Origin of the sequence: Burkholderia sp. SRS-W-2-2016 (genome assembly GCF_001931485.1) — a bacterium.
GTDB lineage: Bacteria > Pseudomonadota > Gammaproteobacteria > Burkholderiales > Burkholderiaceae > Paraburkholderia.
In genome coordinates this window covers 37,362-54,468 of sequence record NZ_MSDV01000071.1, presented here as the reverse complement: position 1 = coordinate 54,468, position 17,107 = coordinate 37,362, and the positions used below count along the sequence as shown (strand labels likewise).

Below are 17,107 nucleotides of genomic sequence, written 5' to 3'. Positions count from 1 at the left end.
GACGGAGACAGGCATGGCTAAAGCATTCGCATCGCAGGCAGACCTCGAAGAAAAGAAGATCACGTGGACCCAGCTGTCGGAGAACGCCTACGCGTACACCGCCGAGGGCGATCCGAACTCAGGCGTGATCGTCGGCGACGACGGCGTGCTGATCGTCGACACGACCGCGACGCCGGCCATGGCGCAGGACCTGATCGCGAAGATCCGCAGCGTGACCGACAAACCGATCAAATACGTGGTGCTGTCGCATTACCATGCGGTGCGCGTGCTCGGCGCGTCCGCGTATTTCGCGGAAGGCGCGCAGCAGATCATCGCGAGTCGCGGCACGTATGAAATGATCGTCGAGCGCGGCGAGCAGGACATGAAGTCGGAGATCGAGCGCTTTCCGCGTCTGTTCGCCGGCGTCGAAACGGTGCCGGGCCTCACATGGCCGACGCTGGTGTTCGAGAAGGAAATCACGCTGTTTCTCGGCAAGCTCGAAGTACGAATCGCGCATCTCGGCGCCGGCCACACGAAGGGCGACACGGTCGCGTGGCTGCCGTCGCAGAAGGTGCTGTTCTCCGGCGACCTGGTCGAATACGACGCGGCCTGCTATTGCGGCGACGCGCAACTCGAACAGTGGCCCGCCACACTCGAAGCGCTGCGCGCTTTGAACGCGGAAAAGCTGGTGCCGGGCCGTGGCCCCGCGCTGCTGTCGCCGGCCGACGTGAACAAGGGCCTCGACTACACGAAAGACTTCGTCACGACGCTATTGCAGGCCGGCCATGACGCGGTCGCCGAAAAGCTCGATCTGAAGGGCGCGATGGCGCTGACCCGCAAGTCGATGGACCCGAAGTTCGGCCACGTATTCATCTACGAGCACTGCCTGCCGTTCGACGTGTCGCGCGCGTACGACGAAGCGAGCGGCCTCACGCATCCGCGTATCTGGACCGCGCAGCGTGACAAGGAGATGTGGGACGCGCTGCAGGCATAACGCCCCAGCGGTACGGAGACACGAAATGAGCATCGACTATCAGGCGCTGGCCTTCGAGTACCGGCCATGCCGTGACCAGCAGCCATCGCGCGACCCGCAGCAAACCGGCCACGCCGAGCCCGCGCGCTACCCGGTGATCGTGGTCGGCGCCGGACCCGTTGGCCTCGCCACCGCGATCGATCTCGCGCAGCAGGACATCCCGGTGGTACTGGTCGACGACGATTGTTCGTTATCCAGAGGATCGCGCGCGATCTGCTTTTCGAAGCGTTCGCTCGATATCTTCGATCGCCTCGGCTGCGGGCAACGGATGGTCGATAAGGGCATCAGTTGGAACGTCGGCAAGGTGTTCCTCAAAAGCGAGCTGGTGTACACGTTCAATCTGCAACCGGAGGCCGGCCATCACCGGCCCGCGTTCATCAATCTGCAGCAGTACTACGTCGAAGGTTTTCTGCTCGAACGCGCGCAGGAACTGCCGAATCTCGAGATCCGCTGGAAGAGCAGGGTGGTCGGCGTGCAGCAGCACGGCACGCCGGGCGGCGCCGACGCGAGCGTCACGCTGAACGTCGAAACGCCGGACGGCATCTATGCGCTGCGCGGCCGCTATGTGGTCGCCGCCGACGGCTCGCGCAGTCCGCTGCGCAAGCTGATGGGACTCGACAGCAAGGGCGTCACGTTTCGCGACCGCTTCCTGATCGCCGACGTGAAAATGGAAGCGGACTTTCCGATTGAACGCTGGTTCTGGTTCGATCCGCCGTTTCATCCGAATCAGTCGGTGTTGTTGCATCGTCAGCCGGACAACGTATGGCGCATCGATTTTCAGCTCGGCTGGGACGCCGATCCGGTGCTCGAAAAAACGCCTGAACGCGTGATGCCGCGCGTGCGCGCGTTGCTCGGCGCCGACGCGAAGTTCGAACTCGAATGGGTCAGCGTCTATACGTTCGCGTGCACGCGAATGGAGCGCTTCCGTCACGGCAACGTGCTGTTCGCGGGCGACGCCGCGCATGGCGTGTCGCCGTTCGGCGCGCGCGGCGCGAATAGCGGCGTGCAGGACGCGGAAAACCTCGCATGGAAACTGGCGATGGTGCTCGACGGCCACGCACCCGATGCGCTGCTCGACACCTATGCGAGCGAACGCGAATTCGCGGCCGACGAGAACATCCGCAACTCGACCCGCTCGACCGATTTCATCACGCCGAAGACGCCGGTCAGCCGCGTGTTTCGCGATGCCGTGCTGAAGCTGTCGCGACACTATCCGTTCGCGCGTCAGCTGACCAATAGCGGGCGGCTCTCGGTGCCTGCGGTATTGCGCGATTCGCCGCTCAATACGCCGGATTGCGCGCATTTCGACGGCGCGATGGTGCCCGGCGCGGCCTGTGTCGATGCGCCGGTGCAGCTGGACGGCGAGCCGGGCTGGCTGCTGCGCCAGCTCGGCGAGCAGTTCACCGGTCTGCTGTTCTGCGATGAACGAGGTATCGATCAGGCCACCCGCACCGCGCTGAATGTGCTGCGCGCGGGGCCGCTGGCGCTGAAGCTGGTGGTCGTGTTGCAGGGCACTGCGCGCGGCGGCGCGTTGACCAACATGCGGGTGGTGCGCGATATCGAAGGTCTGGCGAGCACGCGCTATGACGCGACGCCCGGGACCTTCTATCTGATCCGCCCGGATCAGCACGTCTGCGCGCGTTGGCGGCAACTCGACGCGCACGCGGTCGAGGATGCGCTCAGGCGCGCGTTATGTATCGACGCGGCGAGCGCGCCGCTGCCCGCGAAAGCGGGTGTGAGCGCCGCCGCCGTGCCGGTCGCGCATTGACAGAAACCGCGCAGGAGACCGAAATGACAGCGACGCTACTGAACACCGAACCGAACCTCGCGCGCCCCGACGATTTCTACGAGGCGCTGATCGATATGCATCGCGGCCTGGACGATGCGCAGAGCCAGACGGCCAATGCGCAACTGATTCTGCTACTGGCCAATCACATCGGCGATCACGAGACGCTCCTGGAGGCGATGCGTTGCGCGCGCGACGGCGCGCTCGACACTTAGCTCAACGCCGCGCCTACTGCATCGTCTTCTTCGGCCAGCCGATCAGCGACACTTCGTTCAGCGGCTGCGCAATCGCGACGGCCGCGCGCAACTGGCCGTTCATCGGCAGGTCGAGCATTTGCCATTCACCGTGTTGCGCGAGATCGAGCCTGAAGCAGGCGGGTCCGTCCAGCGCGAGCGCTCCATGATCGAACTCGATAGGCGCATCGCGCAACGCGCTGCGCAGACTGTCGTGGCGCGCGCGCCGGCGCAGTCGTTCCGGCGTTTCATCGAGCGCGATCCCCGGCGTCGGCACCATCACGCTCAAACCGAGCGCGGACGTCGCGATGCCGACCACGATCCAGATGCCGCCATACGCGATGTCGATCGCGATGCCGCGGCCGTCGCGCGGATGATGCGCGCGCAGTTTGTCGCTGCCGTCGTCGAATAATTCGACCTGGCGCGGCCCGCAATCGAACAGATTTCCGACGATCCAGCGCACGACCACGCGCGCGCTGATGAAGCGCTTGCGCAGCGCGGCGTTCGGATGCAGCCGCGCGCGCTCGCGCTCGGATTTCGACAGCCACGTGTCGCCTTCCGGCACCGGCACCGGCAACCACTCGCAGCGAAAGCGCCACAGTTGCAGCTCGCCGGCGCGCGGCATCGCGGTATGACGCGGAAAGTGGCGGCTCAGCGGGACAAGGGTGAACGGCGGGGCGGTGCGTATCTCCGCAAACGCCCCCACTTCGAGTTCCGGTTCCAATGACATCGGCAGGAATCCTCAGTGCATATAGGAGACCCGACGCGCCTGCACGTCGAGTTCGATGCCGGCGTCGAGCAGATCGATCGCGAACCAGCGCAGCAGCTTCAGCACGCCGCTGACCGCGGGCGCGGGCAGCCACTCGGCGAGCATCCGCAGCGCGGCGCCGCTATGCGTCTTCTGCAGCAGCGCGATGGTTTGCAGCACCACCGCCTCGTCCTTGCCGAGCTCGGTCGCGCAGCGGCAGCGCATGTCGAGCGGCCGGTACGACACGCGCATCAGCGAGCGCATCAGCAGATCGAAATGTTCGAGGCCGTCCTGGCGCAACCCGGCTTCGCTGAGGATGTCGCGCCAATGCGAACTGCCGCGCGCGCTTTCGCAGGCTGGCCGCAGCCACGTGCGCACCGCGTTGAGCACGGTGCGATCGGGCGCGCTGTCGGTGTCGAACGGACGGTCGTCGATCAGTTCGGGGCGGCTGCCGTGTTGTGAGCGGAAGTTCATCGAGGCTCCTGAGCGGACACAGTCCGGAAAGTCGCGCCGGCCGGGTTGGACAGGGTCGCGTCGCAGGCCAGCGCATCACGCAGGCGACGGATCGGCGACGACGCAGCGCGTGCGTCGGGATGCGAAGGGTGGGTCGGGTGAGCTGCCATGCGCTGCATCATGGGGCAAATTCAGTATTAATGCAAATCATTCTCATTTACGATTTCTATCGAGGTCCAACAGAAACCCTCCGGGCCGCGTTCCGTATTCGCGACTAACACGGACAAACGCAACTAACTGTCAGATCGCTTTAGCCCAGCCCAGCTATGATGGCGATCTGCGTGCATCCCTTATCGACCCAACCGGCCAGCAGCGTTCTGGCCGACGTCTATCACTCATGTCCTCCAGCTCGCTCGAGACCGCCCCGCATTCCCCGTCCACCGCTTCGGCGCAGCGCCTGCCGACCCTGTTGCTCGCCGCCGCGTTGTCGCTCGGCAGCGCGATCGCGCTCGGTTTCGCGCGCTTCGCGTACGCGCTGCTATTGCCGTCGATGAAGCTCGACCTCGGCTGGAGCTTCGCGCAGGCCGGCGCGATGAACACCGCCAACGCGCTCGGCTATCTGCTCGGCGCGCTGGTGTTCCCGCGCCTCGCGCGCCGCTGGTCGGCGGCCGCGCTGTTCGCCGCCGGCTGCGCGCTGACCGCGCTGTTGATGGCGGGCAGCGGTCTGCTGGCCGACACGCATTCGCTGCTGACCGTGCGCGTGATCACCGGCGCGAGCAGCGCGGCGATCTTCATCAGCGGCGGGGTGCTGGCCGCGCGGCTCGCGTCGGCGCGGCCGCGCGACGCCGGCTTGATCCTCGGTCTGTATTACGGCGGCACCGGTTGGGGGATCGTCGCGTCGTCGCTGCTGGTGCCGGTGACGATTCTCGATGTCGCGCACGGCTGGCAGTTCGCGTGGTTCGCGCTCGCGGCCGCGTGCGCGCTGTTCGCCGCGTTCGCGATCGGCGCGGCGCGCAGGATCGAACGCGCGCATGCGAGCGCGGCTGCGGCGTCGGCGCACGGCCAGGCCAGCAGCGCCGACGTGCCCGGCTGGCCGCGTTTCGCCGCCGCGCTCGCGGGCTATGGGCTGTTCGGCGTCGGCTATATCGGCTACATGACGTTCATCGTCGCGCTGCTGCGCAACGCCGGGATGAGCGCGGCGGTCGTGACCGGCTTCTATCTGTTGCTCGGCGTGGCGACCGTGGTGTCGGCGCGGATCTGGTCGTCGCTGCTCGACCGGATGCGCGGCGGTCAGGCGCTCGCGGTGCTCAACGGTTTGCTCGCGGTCGCGACGCTGTTGCCCGCGCTGTTCTCGCAGCCGTGGATCGCGTTCGTGTCGGGCACGCTGTTCGGCGCGACGTTCCTGTCGGCGGTCGCGTCGACCACCGCGTTCGTGCGCCACAACCTGCCGGCCAGCCATTGGGCGAAGGGAATCAGCGCGTTCACGATCGTGTTCGCGTTCGGCCAGATCGTCGGGCCGGTGGTGATCGGCTGGGTGTCGGACGGCGCGGGGCTCGCGCGCGGCCTCGTGTATTCGGCGTTGCTGCTCGCGGCCGGTGCGCTGCTGGCCGCGTGTCAGAAGGCGTTGCGCGCGGCGTGACGGACGCTTGTGCGAAGCGCTGCAGCGTCGCCCATTCGAGTCCGATGCATCACGACGCGCTCTCGCTCTCGCTCTCGCGCTTGCGCAGGATCGCGAACAACGACACGCCATAAGGCAGCGGCGCCCGCGCGAGCCAGTGCCGCTCGGCACTGAAGATCCGGTACAGCGCGGCGTTCAGCGGCGCGGGCGGAATCGCGTCGCCGCTCGAACGCTGGCGTTGCAGCACTCGATCGGCCCAGCGCGCGGCGACCGCGAGCGGATACAGCAGCGTGTTGAAATAGCTGATGCGCTCCACCTCGTAACCGGCCGCGGCCGCGCACTGCTGTAGCGATGCGCGGCTGTAGCGGCGGTAGTGGTGCAGAAACACATCGTGCGCACTCCAAAGCTTTTGCCCCGCCGGCACCGTCACGACGATACGGCCGCCCGGCGTCAGCAGCGACTGCATACGCGCGAGCGAAGCGGAGTCGTCGGCAATATGTTCGAGGCAATCGAAGAAGCAGATCAGATCGAAGCGTTCGCGCTGGAACGGCACGTCGTCGGGACAATGACCCGCGCGGATATCGAAATGGCCGCCGGTTTTGCGCGCGCTCAGCGCGCGGGCGGTCGCATCCATTTCGAGGCCGCTGACGGTGCCGAAGCCGGCCAGCATTTCGAGGTTGCCGCCGGTGCCCGAACCGACTTCGAGCACGCGCGCATCGCGTGGCAGTGCCAAGCGATCGAGCAGCGAGCGCAACACGTCGCGGCGCGCGCGAAACCACCAGTGCGCGGCTTCGGTCTCGGCCATTTCGAGGTAGGCATCGGGTGACATGATGGACTCCTGAGGGTCAATGACCGACCACGCGCACGCGCGGCGCGGGCCGCCGCCGGCTCAACTCGACGCGGGCCAGATGCGGCGCGCGCGAGTCCTGCCGTACGCCCGGCAGCGTGCTGACCTTGCTCTTCGCCTGATAGCGGCGCCGGATCAGATAGACCGGCCGCTCTTTCGACTCGTAGTAGATGCGGCCGATATATTCGCCGACCACGCCCAGACCGATCAGCTCGATCCCGCCGATGAACAGCATCACCGAGATCGTCGACGCATAACCGGGCACCGGATTGCCCGACCACAGCGTGCTGCCGATGATGTACCCGCCGTACACGAATGCGAGCGTCGCGATCAGGAGTCCGATATAGGTCCAGCTGCGCAGCGGTACCGTGCTGAAGCTCGTGATGCCTTCGAGCGCGAAGTTCCACAGCCGCCAGCCGGAGAACTTCGATTGCCCGGCGCTGCGCGGCTCGCGCTCGTATTCGACGATCACGGTGCGATAGCCGACCCACGCGAACAGCCCCTTCATGAAGCGGCGCCGCTCCGGCAGACTGCGCAACGCATTGACGACCTGGCGATCGATCAGCCGGAAATCGCCGACGTTCTCCGGCAGCTTCACTTCGGACAGCGCGTTATGCACGCGGTAGTAGAGCCCCGCGGCGGTGCGTTTGGCGAAGCTGTCGCACGCGCGGTTGGTGCGTTTCGCGGCCACCACTTCGGCGCCCGCGCGCCAGTGTTCGACCATCACCGGAATCAGGCCCGGCGGGTCCTGCAGATCGGCATCGATCGGAATCACCGCGTCGCCCGAGGCTTCGTCGATGCCGGCCGTCAGCGCCGCTTCCTTGCCGAAGTTGCGCGTCAGGTCGATCACGCGAATGCGCCGGTCGTGCGCGCTCGCATCGAGCAGGCGCGCGAGCGTCGCATCGGTGCTGCCGTCGTTGATGCAGACGATCTCGAAGCGGGTGCCGTCGATCGATTCGAGCACCGGCACGACCGCCGCGAAAAAGCGCTCGACCGCATCCTGTTCGTTGTAGAACGGCGCGACCAGCGAGAGCAGTGGTTTGTTGATATGAGCTGACATGACGCTTCCCCGTTAAACCGATTTTTCTGTCTGTTTATAGTGCGTGCGAGTAGACGAGTGCTGCGCGTCCCGCGCGTGCATCGGCGCCGAGCCGCACGCGGCGCACGACGATCAGCAGCGTCAGCAGCAGAACGACCGGCCCGATCTGCGGCAACTCGGTGACGCGGTTGAAAAACTCATACACCGGCAGCAGCCACGCGAGTGCGATCACGCTCTGTTCGCCGCGCAGCCAGCCGGTATCGAGGCCGCGAGCGATCAGGCAGGCGAGCGCGATACCGAGCCACGCGAGTTCGTAATGCCAGACGTACGGATTGGCGAGCAGCGTCGCGACCATCAGGCCGGCCACGCGCAGACGCGTATCGCGAGTGCCGCGCCACACGTACCACGCCGATGCCGCGGCGATCAGCGCGACGCTGGCCTGGCCGGCATAGGCTGCGGCGACCGGCACGCCGCTGTCGCGCAGCGCCGCGAATGCGGTGGGCGACGCGAGCCAGTAGGAGCGGCTTTGCTCGAGCAGCGTCGTGCGCGCGAGGCCGGTGTTGACGAGAAACTGCTGCGCCGTTTGCACGCCGCACACCAGCACGCTGAACGCACTGAAGAGCACCGCGCTGAGCGTGGCGGCGGCGAGCGTGCGCCACGCGCGCGCGGCGATCAGCACCAGCGGAAACAGCAGCGCCATTTGCGGCTTGATCGCGAGCAGGCCGATGCACAAGCCGGCGCGCAGCGGCGCGCGGCGCAGCCAGTGCAACGCGAACACCGCGAGCGCGGCGGTCAGCAACGAGTTCTGACCGAAGATGGCCGGCACCAGCACGCACGGCGACGCGGCGACGATCAACCACGCGAAGCGCGAGCCCCTCAAGCTGCCGGTCAAACCCGACACGCGCAGCGTCCCCGCGCTGCACAGCGCGAGGCCGCCGCCGACGAACACGAAATACATCACGAGCGGCGGCAGCAGCGCGAGCGGTGACACGAACACCAGAAAGGTGGGCGGATACAGCCACGGCATCAGGTTGCTGCGATGCAGGTCATCGAACAGCCTGCGCTGCAGACCGTCGAACCACACATGGTCGTACACCTGCGCGGCCGAGCCGTGCCATAGCCCATACGACGCGGACCAGAAAATCGAAAAGTCGGTACCGGGGCCGGCGGCGCCGCGTTCGGTGAAGGCGTGGCTCGACCACGCCCATACCGCCATCATCACGATGAACAACAGCAGCATGCCGAGGCAGTAGAACACGATGCGCTCGGGCGTGAGCCAGTTGCGAACCCGCTCGTCGGTGCCGCGCATGCGCAGTTGAGAAACGTACATGATCCCCGCCCCCTGTGTGATCCGGATCGGGTCCGTGGGGACCCGCCGTTCGTGTCATTTTTTGTTTCGGATTCTTAAGCTTCAGCGCGCGGCATCGAATGAAAAACCGTGTGGAAATAGTGCCGTTCGCGCTGAACCGGTCAGATCATTGTTGGCGGAAAAACAGTCGACTTTCAAGTTCGCGTTTTCCTGGGCGCTCGCCGCGCAGCGACGATTTCGCCAAATAGCGGGTAAAACGGCCACCCTTATGTGGGCCACCACACCAACGCGTCTCGCCGATGAGACGCTTTGGACCGTCGACCCCCTCCGGCACCCGTCATTTACCGAAGACATTTCGTTTTTGCCGAATCAGGGAAATTCCTGGGAAAAAATTGCCGGGCCTACTGCGGCGGGCTTCTACGCGATTCGCGAAGTATTCGCTTAACAGCCCGATACGTTGCGAAAGCAGCACATTCAGGGCGCCTTCCGGGCAGCACGCCGCGAATCGTCCGGGCGAGAGCCTTGTCGTTGCGAGATTCCCGCATTGCTGGCCTCTTCTTTGCGACAGGAAGAGCGCGCAAGTCGACGACACGATGACCGTAAAAACAGTCGACCGAACAACATGCGCCGGCATTGACCGGACGCCCACAAATACACGCAACACGGGGGATGTATGAACAACCAGCTCACGCCGCCGCGCGACACCAACCGGCACAAGTGCGCCGCGCACCGCTCGCTCACGCTGCGGCAACGCTTCGCGGCCACGCTGCTGCGGCTCGCGCGGCCCTCGCCGGTGCGTACCGTGCATCTGACGGCCGCACGCATGCCGTTGCACTCCATCTGTTTTCCACCCTTCGTCTCGCCCAGCGTTTCGCTCGTGCGGATCAATCCGCGCCGCACGAGCGCTGGACGGCGAACCTAGCCTTCTCCACGTAGTTCCCGCAGTGCCCGCAGTGCCCGCAGTAATCGCAGTAATCGCAGTGCCTTCCCTCGCGCCGATCCCGGTGAAGGGTTTAATTATTTAGCTATCCAAAGGGAGTCGAATCATGAACAAAATCATCGCTGCCGCAGCTCGTTTCGTTCGCGACGAAGACGGCGTCACCGCCATCGAATATGGGCTGCTCGCCGGCCTGATCGCGCTGGTGATCATTGGTGCCGTCAAGACGCTCGGCACCAATCTGAATTCGATTTTCACCAGCATCGGCAATTCGGTATAAGCGCCGTCCGTCGACGGACGAACCGTGCGCTTCGTCCGTCGATCCTCATTCATCGAGAAGGAGTCTGTCATGAACAAACTGATTGCCGGCGCGGCACGTTTCGCTCGCGATGAACACGGCGTGACCGCCATCGAATACGGGCTGCTCGCGGGGCTGATCGCGCTCGTGATCATCGGTGCGATCACGACGCTCGGCACGAACCTGAGTTCGCTGTTTACCAGCATCGCGTCGTCGGTCTGACGCCGCGCCCGCTCCAATCTTCGACTCTAGCGAGACCGCCATGACGCTGCCACCTTTACCGCCACATCCTGTACCGCTGTGCGTGATCGTGCTGGCGATCGTGGCGGCGAGCACGGACCTCACCGCGCGCCGCATTCCGAACCGCCTGATCGCGCTCGGCCTCGCCGCCGCGCTGGCCGTGCAGATGTCACTGCACGGCCAGCTCGCCGGCGCGCTCGCGTGGCTGGCCGGCGCCGCGTGCGGCTTCGCGCTGCTGCTGCCGTTCTATCTGCTGCGCGGGATGGCCGCCGGCGACGTCAAGCTGCTGATGATGATCGGCGCGTGGGTCGGACCGGCGCTCAGCTGGCGGATCGCACTCGCGACCTTTCTGATCGGCGGCGTGTGGTCGCTCGCACTCGTGTTGCTGCGCGGCCGCTTCGGCAGATTGCTCGCGAATCTGCGTAGGCTGCTCGGCGGCTGGCTGGTTGCGCCGCTCAGACCGCCGGCGCTGCTCGATACGCAGTCCGAATCGGTCGGCACGCTGCCGTACGGCGTCGCGATCGCGGCGGGCACCCTCGGCATGCTGTTCGCGGCCGCGCTGTAGCCGCGCGTTTCCACTGAATGCAGGGAGTATTGCCATGAAAAACAGTCGTGCTTTTGTGATGCTGGCGATCGCGGTACTGGCGGGCCTCGCGGCCGTGAGTTTCGCGTCGCGCTGGCTGTTGCAGACGTCGTCGAGCGCGATGACGTCGGTGGCGGTGGCGACGAGCGACATCAGTCTCGGCCAGCCGCTCAACCAGAACCTCGTGCATCTGGTCAGCTGGCCGAATTCGAGCGTGCCGCCCGGTGCGTTCGCCGACGCGAAAGCGCTCGAAGGACGCGTGCTGCTGACGAGTCTCGCGCCCGGCGAGCCGGTGCTTGAAGCGAAGCTCGCGCCGCAGGGCACCAAGGGCGGTTTGTCGGCGGTGATCGGCGAAGGCCATCGCGCGATCACGGTGCGTGTGAACGATGTGGTCGGAGTTGCCGGTTTCGCGCTGCCGGGCAATTACGTCGACGTGATCGTCAATACGCAGCAGGCCAACAAGACCGACACGCAGCAGAGCATCTCGAAGATCGTGCTCGAAAAGATCCTCGTGCTAGCGGTCGCGCAGCAGGTCAGCCGCGACGACACCGCGCCGAAAGTGGTCAACGCGGTGACGCTCGAAGTCACGCCCGAGCAGGCCGAAAAACTCGACCTCGCGCGCAGCGTCGGCACCTTGTCGCTGGTATTGCGCAATCAGGTCGACAAGCAGACGCCGAATACCGGCGGCGCGACCAAGCTGACGCTGCTCGATCTGCCGGCCTCGGCGCCGGTGGTCGCGGCAGCCGAGCCGGTGCATCCGGTGCGCGCGAAATACGCGGCGAGACCGGCGCCGAAGCGCGATTGCGTCGGCGTGCTGTCGGGGGTGACGGGCAGCGTCGAATGTTTCTAGCGCGGTCGCGGCGCGCGAATCCGAAGGCGCCGCGAGCCCGGATAACAAAGGCAAGACAAAACGTCTCGGTTCATCCACATCGAGCGACGGGGGCAGCAACATGAAAACAAAACAGGGGTTCTCATCCGGCGGCACGCGTTGCCGCGCGCTCGGCGGCACGATGCTCGCCGCGGCGCTGTGCGCCGGCTTGACGGTCGCGCAGAACAGCGCGGCGCAGAACATGGCCGGCGCGCCGATGCCGCAGGGCTGGGGCATGCAATCGGCGCCGTTGCCGGCCGGCCGAGGCGGGGCGCCGATGCTGGCCAGCAACACGCCAATTCCGGGCGGCGCGGGCGGCGGCAGGTCGGTCGCGCCCGCGCAACTGACCGGACCGAACTGCAGCGGCGAGATTCGCGATCAGTCGAGCGTGTCGGTCGCGGTCGGCAAGTCGGTGATCGTGCCGCTCATCGAACCGGCGCGCAACCGTACGCTCGGCAATCCGGTGATCGCCGAGGCGGCGCTGGTCTCGCAGCGCAGCCTGTACGTGGTCGGCATGACGGTGGGCACCACCAACATGATCGTGCAAGGCCGCAGCGGCGCCTGCCAGATCATCGACGTGAACGTGACGGTGGATGGCGAAGGGCTGCAGCGCGCGTTGCAGCAACTGCTGCCGAACGAGCGCGGCATTCGCGTGTCGAGCGCGGCCGGCAATCTGGTGCTGGCGGGCCGCGTGTCGAGCGCGCAAGCGGCCGCGCAGGCGATGGGAATCGCCGGCGCCTATGCGGGCGCGCAGCCGACCCAGCAACAGCAGAACAGCACCGCGAGCTTCGGCAACGGCGGCTCGATGTCTCAGCAAAGCACGAGCATCAGTAAGGGCTCCGAAGTCATCAACATGATGACGGTCGACTCGCCGCAGCAGGTGATGCTCGAAGTGAAGGTTGCCGAAGTGTCGAAGACGCTGCTCAATCAACTCGGCGCGGCGGTCAATATCCAGGGCGGCTTCGGCTCGTGGACCGGCGCATTGGTGAGCTCGCTGCTCGCCGGAGTCGGCAACGGCATCGCGCTCAGCAAGGCCAACAACAAGCCGTTCAATCTGGCGATGGACGCGCAAAAGAGCGACAGCCTCGGCAAGATTCTCGCCGAGCCGAACCTCGTCACGCTGAGCGGCCAGGAAGCGTCGTTCCTCGCTGGCGGCCGGGTCTTTATTCCGGTGCCGCAAAGCAACGGCACCGGCGGCTCGACGATCACGCTGCAGGAAGAAGAGTTCGGCGTCGGCCTGAAATTCACGCCGACCGTGCTCGCGGGCAGCCGCGTGAACCTGAAGGTCGCGCCGGAAGTGTCGGAGCTGTCGCCGACCGGCGTCACCGTCTCTTCGAGCGGCACCAGCGGCGTGACGGTGCTGCCGTTGATCACCACTCGCCGTGCGTCGACCACGGTGCAGATGAACGACGGCGAGAGCTTCGCGATCGGCGGGCTGATCCAGAACAACATCACCGGTGCGCTGAAAGCGTTGCCCGGCATCGGCGAAGTGCCGGTGCTCGGCGCGCTGTTTCGCAGCACGTCGTTCCAGCAGGATCGCACCGAGCTGATCTTCATCATCACCGTGCATCTGGTGAAGCCGATGCCGTCCGGAACCGACTATCCGCTGCCGACCGACAGCTTTAATCAGACGTCAGAAGCAGCGGTCTACGCGACCGGCAACATGGAAGGCCGCCGGCCCGCCGCGCAGCCCGCCGCCGGTGCTGGTGCCGTCGATCCGAACGCGCCGCAGCCGCAAGTCCAGCCGCAGATGCAACCGCAGCCGCAACCCACGCTGCCGGTACCGGCGCCCGCACCGACCGGCAGCACGAGCGCACCGGCCGCGCTGTTGCCGCGCGATACCCAGGCGGACCGGCCCGCGCCGGCGGCGGCGCTGCCGAGCGGCGATAAAACCAGCGCCGCCGTCATGCATCAGGGCAGCGGCGCGGCAACCCGGGTCGCCGCGAAGACGACGCCCGATGCCGCCGCCAGCAGCGAACCGGTGCTTGCCAAAGCCGACGCCGCGAGCCCGGACACCTCGTCCGGCCCAGCTATCCCGGCCACCCCCGCCAACCCGTAACGCGCCGCGAAGGAGACTCTCATGAAACTCGAACTTGTTGTGATCACGCGCCGCGCGGCGTTGCTGGCGACGTTGGCGGCACTCGCGGGCGGCTCGCTGAGCGGCTGCATGTCGAGCTCGCCGATCTGGGACGCGCATGTCGGCGACGCGGTGCGCACCGTCACGCGGATGCAGATCATCGATCCGCATGCGGGCGAGAACAACCCGTCGACGCCGGGCGTCGACGGCGTCGCCGCGGTGGCCGCGCAGGAGCAGTACGCGAAGTCGTTCCAGACGCCGGCCACCACGGTCAATCCGTTCGTGATCGGGATCGGCAGCAGCGGCGGCAGCCGGTGAGTGCAAGCGGCAACGCGCGCGGCAGCCCATCACGCGCCGCGGTCGCGTTGCGCCGGCGGCGGGCCCGGAGGTCCGCCGCCCAACCTCGACAGCTCGGTTGAGAACATCATGATCAACATCCTGGCTCTCTCTGAAGACAGCAAACGGCTCGCGCAGATCGCGCATCTGACCGGCGAATGCGGCGACTACCGGATCACCCGCGCGAGCGGCCGGCCGTCGCTGCTCGGCGAGCGCGGCGACAGTCTCGACGCATTCGACGTGCTGATCGTCGATGCGGTGTCGCTGCAGGATGCGGAACCCGCGGTGGTCGAAGCGCTGCACCGCGCGCACGGGCGGCTCACCTGCATCCTGCTGGTTCCGGACGCGTCGCCCGACACGCTGATCGCGGCGATGCGCGCGGGCTTTCGCGACGTGCTGAACTGGCCGCTCGACGCGCGCCAGTTCGGCGATGCGTTGCAGCGCGCGCAGGCGCAGAGCCTGCAAGGCGGCCGCCGCGACACGCGGATTCTGTCGTTCATTTCGAGCAAGGGCGGCGCCGGCACCAGCTTCATCGCCGCGAACGTCGCGCATGCGATCGCGAGTCTGCCGCAGAAAAAGCGCGTACTCCTGATCGATCTGAACCAGCAGTTCGCCGACGCCGCGTTTCTGGTCTCCGACCAGAGCCCGCCGTCGACGCTGCCGCAAATCTGCGCGCAGATCGAGCGGATGGACGCGGCGTTCTTCGACACCAGCCTCGTGCATGTGACCGACAGCTTCCACATCCTCGCGGGCGCGGGCGATCCGGTGAAGGCGGCCGAGATCAAGGAAGACCGTCTCGAATGGCTGCTCGGCGTCGCCGCGCCGCATTACGACTTCGTGCTGTTCGATCTGGGCCAGACGCTGAACCGGCTGTCGATGCTCGCGCTCGATCGCAGCGACCACATTCACATCGTGTTGCAGGCGAGCATGGCGCACGTGCGCGCCGGCCGCCGGCTGCAGGAAATTCTCTGCTCGGTCGGCTTCGCGCAGGAGCAGATGCGGCTGATCCTGAACCGCTATTCGCGGCATGGCGAGCGGCCGCGCGCGGCGCTCGAAAGCGTGCTCGGGATGAGCGCGTATCAGGTGATTCCGGAGGATGCCGACACCGTCGCCGACGCGATGAATCAGGGGCTGCCGGTGTCGAAGACCGCGCGCGGCAGCGGTGTCGCGCGCAGCCTGCAGGCGCTCGCCGAAAACTTGATGGCCGGTACCGCGTCACCGGGGCGCGGCCGCGCGAAGGGCGAGTCGCTGTTCGGCCGGCTGCTTGGCCGGCAAAACGCGCCGAAACTCGAAACGCTGTAACGCGCCACCGCCGCAACGATCGCAACCATTAGAACCATCAGAACCAGGGGAACGTCATGTCGCTTCGTGAGCAGATTTCCGCGCAACGTGTGCAGTCGTTGGGCGAACGCCAGGATCCGGCGGGCGCCGGAATGATTCGCGGTGCTTATCAGAAACTGAAACGCGAGATTCATCTGACGGTGCTCGAACGCGTCGAACTCGAACGGCTCGCGCGGCTGCCGTCCGAACAGGTCCGTCAGGAAATCGGCGCGCTGATCGCGCGCATTCTCGACGAGCAGAAAGCGCCGGCCAACGATATCGAGCGCAAGCAGCTGGTGACCGACGTGTACGACGAGATGTTCGGCTTCGGCCCGCTCGAAGCGCTGCTGCGCGACCCGACCATCTCCGACATTCTGGTGAATACGCATCGCCATACCTATGTCGAGCGACGCGGGCGGCTCGAGCAGACCGACGTCAGCTTCTACGACGACGCGCATCTGATGAAGGTGATCGAGAAGATTGTCTCGGGTGTGGGCCGCCATATCGACGAGTCGAGCCCGATGGTCGACGCGCGGCTGCCGGACGGCTCGCGCGTGAACGCGATCATCAAGCCCTGCGCGATCGACGGACCGCTGCTGTCGATCCGGCGTTTCGCGACCAATCCGTTGCAGGTCGCCGACATGATCGAACTGCAAAGCATGACGCCGCCGATGGCCGAACTGCTCGACGCACTCGCGCGCGCGAAGGTCAACATGCTGGTCTCGGGCGGCACCGGCAGCGGCAAGACCACGCTGCTGAACCTGCTGTCGGGCTTCATTCCGAACGACGAGCGGATCGTCACGATCGAGGACGCGGCCGAACTGCAATTGCGCCAGGAGCACGTGCTGCGGCTCGAAACGCGTTCGCCGAATATCGAGGGACGCGGCGAGATCACCCAGCGCACGCTGGTGCGCAACGCGCTGCGGATGCGCCCCGACCGGATCATCCTCGGCGAAGTGCGCGGCGCCGAAGCGCTCGACATGCTCAACGCGATGAACACCGGCCACGAAGGCTCACTGTCGACAATCCACGCGAACACGCCGCGCGATGCGCTGACCCGGCTCGAAAACATGATGACGCTCGGCGGCCTGCCGTTGCCGACCCGCACGATGCGCCAGCAGATTTCGTCGGCGATCACGGTGATCGTGCAGGCCGCGCGGCTGACCGACGGACGCCGCAAGATCATCAGCATTTCGGAGCTGACCGGGATGGAGGGCGACATGATCAACATGCAGGAGATCTTCGTGTTTCGCCGCACGGGAGTCGATTCGAAGGGCAACGTGCGCGGCCATTTCTGCGCGACCGGCGTGCGGCCGAAATTCGCCGAGCGTCTGCAGGCGTTCGGCGTTGCGCCGCCCGATCAGATCTACGATCCGGCGCGGCGCTTCGAAACGGCGTGAGGG

19 protein-coding genes are annotated in these 17,107 nt (G+C 66.3%); 14 read left to right on the top strand and 5 right to left on the bottom strand.

The annotated features are described in order from the left end of the window. Nucleotides 1-13 precede the first annotated feature (13 nt). Genes BTH42_RS29305 through BTH42_RS29295 form a run of 3 tightly spaced genes read left to right on the top strand, consistent with a single transcriptional unit; the run spans nucleotide 14 to nucleotide 3,013 of the window. On the top strand, nucleotides 14-973 hold the full coding sequence (locus BTH42_RS29305; RefSeq protein WP_075304677.1) for an MBL fold metallo-hydrolase: 960 nt from the start codon (nucleotides 14-16) through the stop codon (nucleotides 971-973). Nucleotides 974-998: 25 nt separating this feature from the next. Beyond that, nucleotides 999-2,780 carry an FAD-dependent oxidoreductase gene (locus tag BTH42_RS29300; protein WP_075304676.1) on the top strand — a complete coding sequence of 594 codons (1,782 nt, stop codon included), beginning with the start codon at nucleotides 999-1,001 and terminating at the stop codon, nucleotides 2,778-2,780. 23 nt (nucleotides 2,781-2,803) lie between these two features. Beyond that, nucleotides 2,804-3,013, top strand: a complete 210-nt coding sequence (locus BTH42_RS29295; RefSeq protein WP_075304675.1) for a DUF2783 domain-containing protein — start codon at nucleotides 2,804-2,806, stop codon at nucleotides 3,011-3,013. A gap of 13 nt (nucleotides 3,014-3,026) precedes the next feature. Here BTH42_RS29295 and BTH42_RS29290 read toward each other — a convergent pair whose 3' ends face one another. Further along, nucleotides 3,027-3,761, bottom strand: coding sequence for a hypothetical protein (locus BTH42_RS29290; RefSeq protein ID WP_075304674.1), 735 nt, complete (start codon nucleotides 3,759-3,761; stop codon nucleotides 3,027-3,029). Nucleotides 3,762-3,773: 12 nt separating this feature from the next. After that, nucleotides 3,774-4,253 carry a hypothetical protein gene (locus BTH42_RS29285; RefSeq protein WP_075304673.1) on the bottom strand — a complete coding sequence of 160 codons (480 nt, stop codon included), beginning with the start codon at nucleotides 4,251-4,253 and terminating at the stop codon, nucleotides 3,774-3,776. Nucleotides 4,254-4,629: 376 nt separating this feature from the next. Here BTH42_RS29285 and BTH42_RS29280 point away from each other — a divergent pair, with 376 nt between their 5' ends. After that, nucleotides 4,630-5,871, top strand: a complete 1,242-nt coding sequence (locus tag BTH42_RS29280; protein WP_075304672.1) for a YbfB/YjiJ family MFS transporter — start codon at nucleotides 4,630-4,632, stop codon at nucleotides 5,869-5,871. A gap of 49 nt (nucleotides 5,872-5,920) precedes the next feature. Here BTH42_RS29280 and BTH42_RS29275 read toward each other — a convergent pair whose 3' ends face one another. The 3 genes from BTH42_RS29275 to BTH42_RS29265 are packed head-to-tail and all read right to left on the bottom strand — an operon-like array spanning nucleotide 5,921 to nucleotide 9,066. Beyond that, the gene (locus BTH42_RS29275; protein WP_075304671.1) at nucleotides 5,921-6,679 is read right to left on the bottom strand and encodes a bifunctional 2-polyprenyl-6-hydroxyphenol methylase/3-demethylubiquinol 3-O-methyltransferase UbiG; all 759 of its coding nucleotides are present in this window, start codon (nucleotides 6,677-6,679) and stop codon (nucleotides 5,921-5,923) included. A 16-nt stretch (nucleotides 6,680-6,695) separates the two neighbouring features. Beyond that, entirely contained in the window at nucleotides 6,696-7,757 is a 1,062-nt protein-coding gene (locus tag BTH42_RS29270) for a glycosyltransferase family 2 protein (RefSeq protein ID WP_075304670.1), read from the bottom strand. A gap of 34 nt (nucleotides 7,758-7,791) precedes the next feature. Continuing rightward, nucleotides 7,792-9,066, bottom strand: coding sequence for a glycosyltransferase family 87 protein (locus BTH42_RS29265; protein WP_143752253.1), 1,275 nt, complete (start codon nucleotides 9,064-9,066; stop codon nucleotides 7,792-7,794). Nucleotides 9,067-9,100: 34 nt separating this feature from the next. Here BTH42_RS29265 and BTH42_RS29260 point away from each other — a divergent pair, with 34 nt between their 5' ends. The 10 genes from BTH42_RS29260 (at nucleotide 9,101) to BTH42_RS29215 (ending at nucleotide 17,104) form a co-directional block, all read left to right on the top strand. Beyond that, nucleotides 9,101-9,490, top strand: a complete 390-nt coding sequence (locus tag BTH42_RS29260; RefSeq protein ID WP_143752252.1) for a hypothetical protein — start codon at nucleotides 9,101-9,103, stop codon at nucleotides 9,488-9,490. Nucleotides 9,491-9,718: 228 nt separating this feature from the next. After that, nucleotides 9,719-9,967, top strand: coding sequence for a hypothetical protein (locus tag BTH42_RS29255; RefSeq protein WP_075304668.1), 249 nt, complete (start codon nucleotides 9,719-9,721; stop codon nucleotides 9,965-9,967). Nucleotides 9,968-10,091: 124 nt separating this feature from the next. Continuing rightward, a complete protein-coding gene (locus BTH42_RS29250; RefSeq protein WP_075304667.1) occupies nucleotides 10,092-10,262 on the top strand; it encodes a Flp family type IVb pilin in 171 nt (56 codons plus the stop codon). A 69-nt stretch (nucleotides 10,263-10,331) separates the two neighbouring features. After that, nucleotides 10,332-10,502, top strand: a complete 171-nt coding sequence (locus BTH42_RS29245; protein ID WP_075304666.1) for a Flp family type IVb pilin — start codon at nucleotides 10,332-10,334, stop codon at nucleotides 10,500-10,502. Between the two features lie 40 nt (nucleotides 10,503-10,542). Continuing rightward, nucleotides 10,543-11,085 (top strand): prepilin peptidase, encoded by a 543-nt coding sequence (locus BTH42_RS29240; protein ID WP_075304665.1) that lies wholly within the window; start codon nucleotides 10,543-10,545, stop codon nucleotides 11,083-11,085. A gap of 34 nt (nucleotides 11,086-11,119) precedes the next feature. After that, nucleotides 11,120-11,953, top strand: coding sequence for a Flp pilus assembly protein CpaB (gene cpaB, locus BTH42_RS29235; protein WP_075304664.1), 834 nt, complete (start codon nucleotides 11,120-11,122; stop codon nucleotides 11,951-11,953). A 100-nt stretch (nucleotides 11,954-12,053) separates the two neighbouring features. After that, nucleotides 12,054-14,030 (top strand): type II and III secretion system protein family protein, encoded by a 1,977-nt coding sequence (locus BTH42_RS29230; RefSeq protein WP_075304663.1) that lies wholly within the window; start codon nucleotides 12,054-12,056, stop codon nucleotides 14,028-14,030. Between the two features lie 21 nt (nucleotides 14,031-14,051). Continuing rightward, on the top strand, nucleotides 14,052-14,366 hold the full coding sequence (locus tag BTH42_RS29225) for a hypothetical protein (protein WP_075304662.1): 315 nt from the start codon (nucleotides 14,052-14,054) through the stop codon (nucleotides 14,364-14,366). 108 nt (nucleotides 14,367-14,474) lie between these two features. Beyond that, on the top strand, nucleotides 14,475-15,686 hold the full coding sequence (locus BTH42_RS29220; RefSeq protein WP_075304661.1) for an AAA family ATPase: 1,212 nt from the start codon (nucleotides 14,475-14,477) through the stop codon (nucleotides 15,684-15,686). A 56-nt stretch (nucleotides 15,687-15,742) separates the two neighbouring features. Continuing rightward, complete coding sequence (locus tag BTH42_RS29215; protein WP_075304660.1) at nucleotides 15,743-17,104, top strand: CpaF family protein; 1,362 nt, start codon at nucleotides 15,743-15,745, stop codon at nucleotides 17,102-17,104. Nucleotides 17,105-17,107 lie beyond the last annotated feature (3 nt).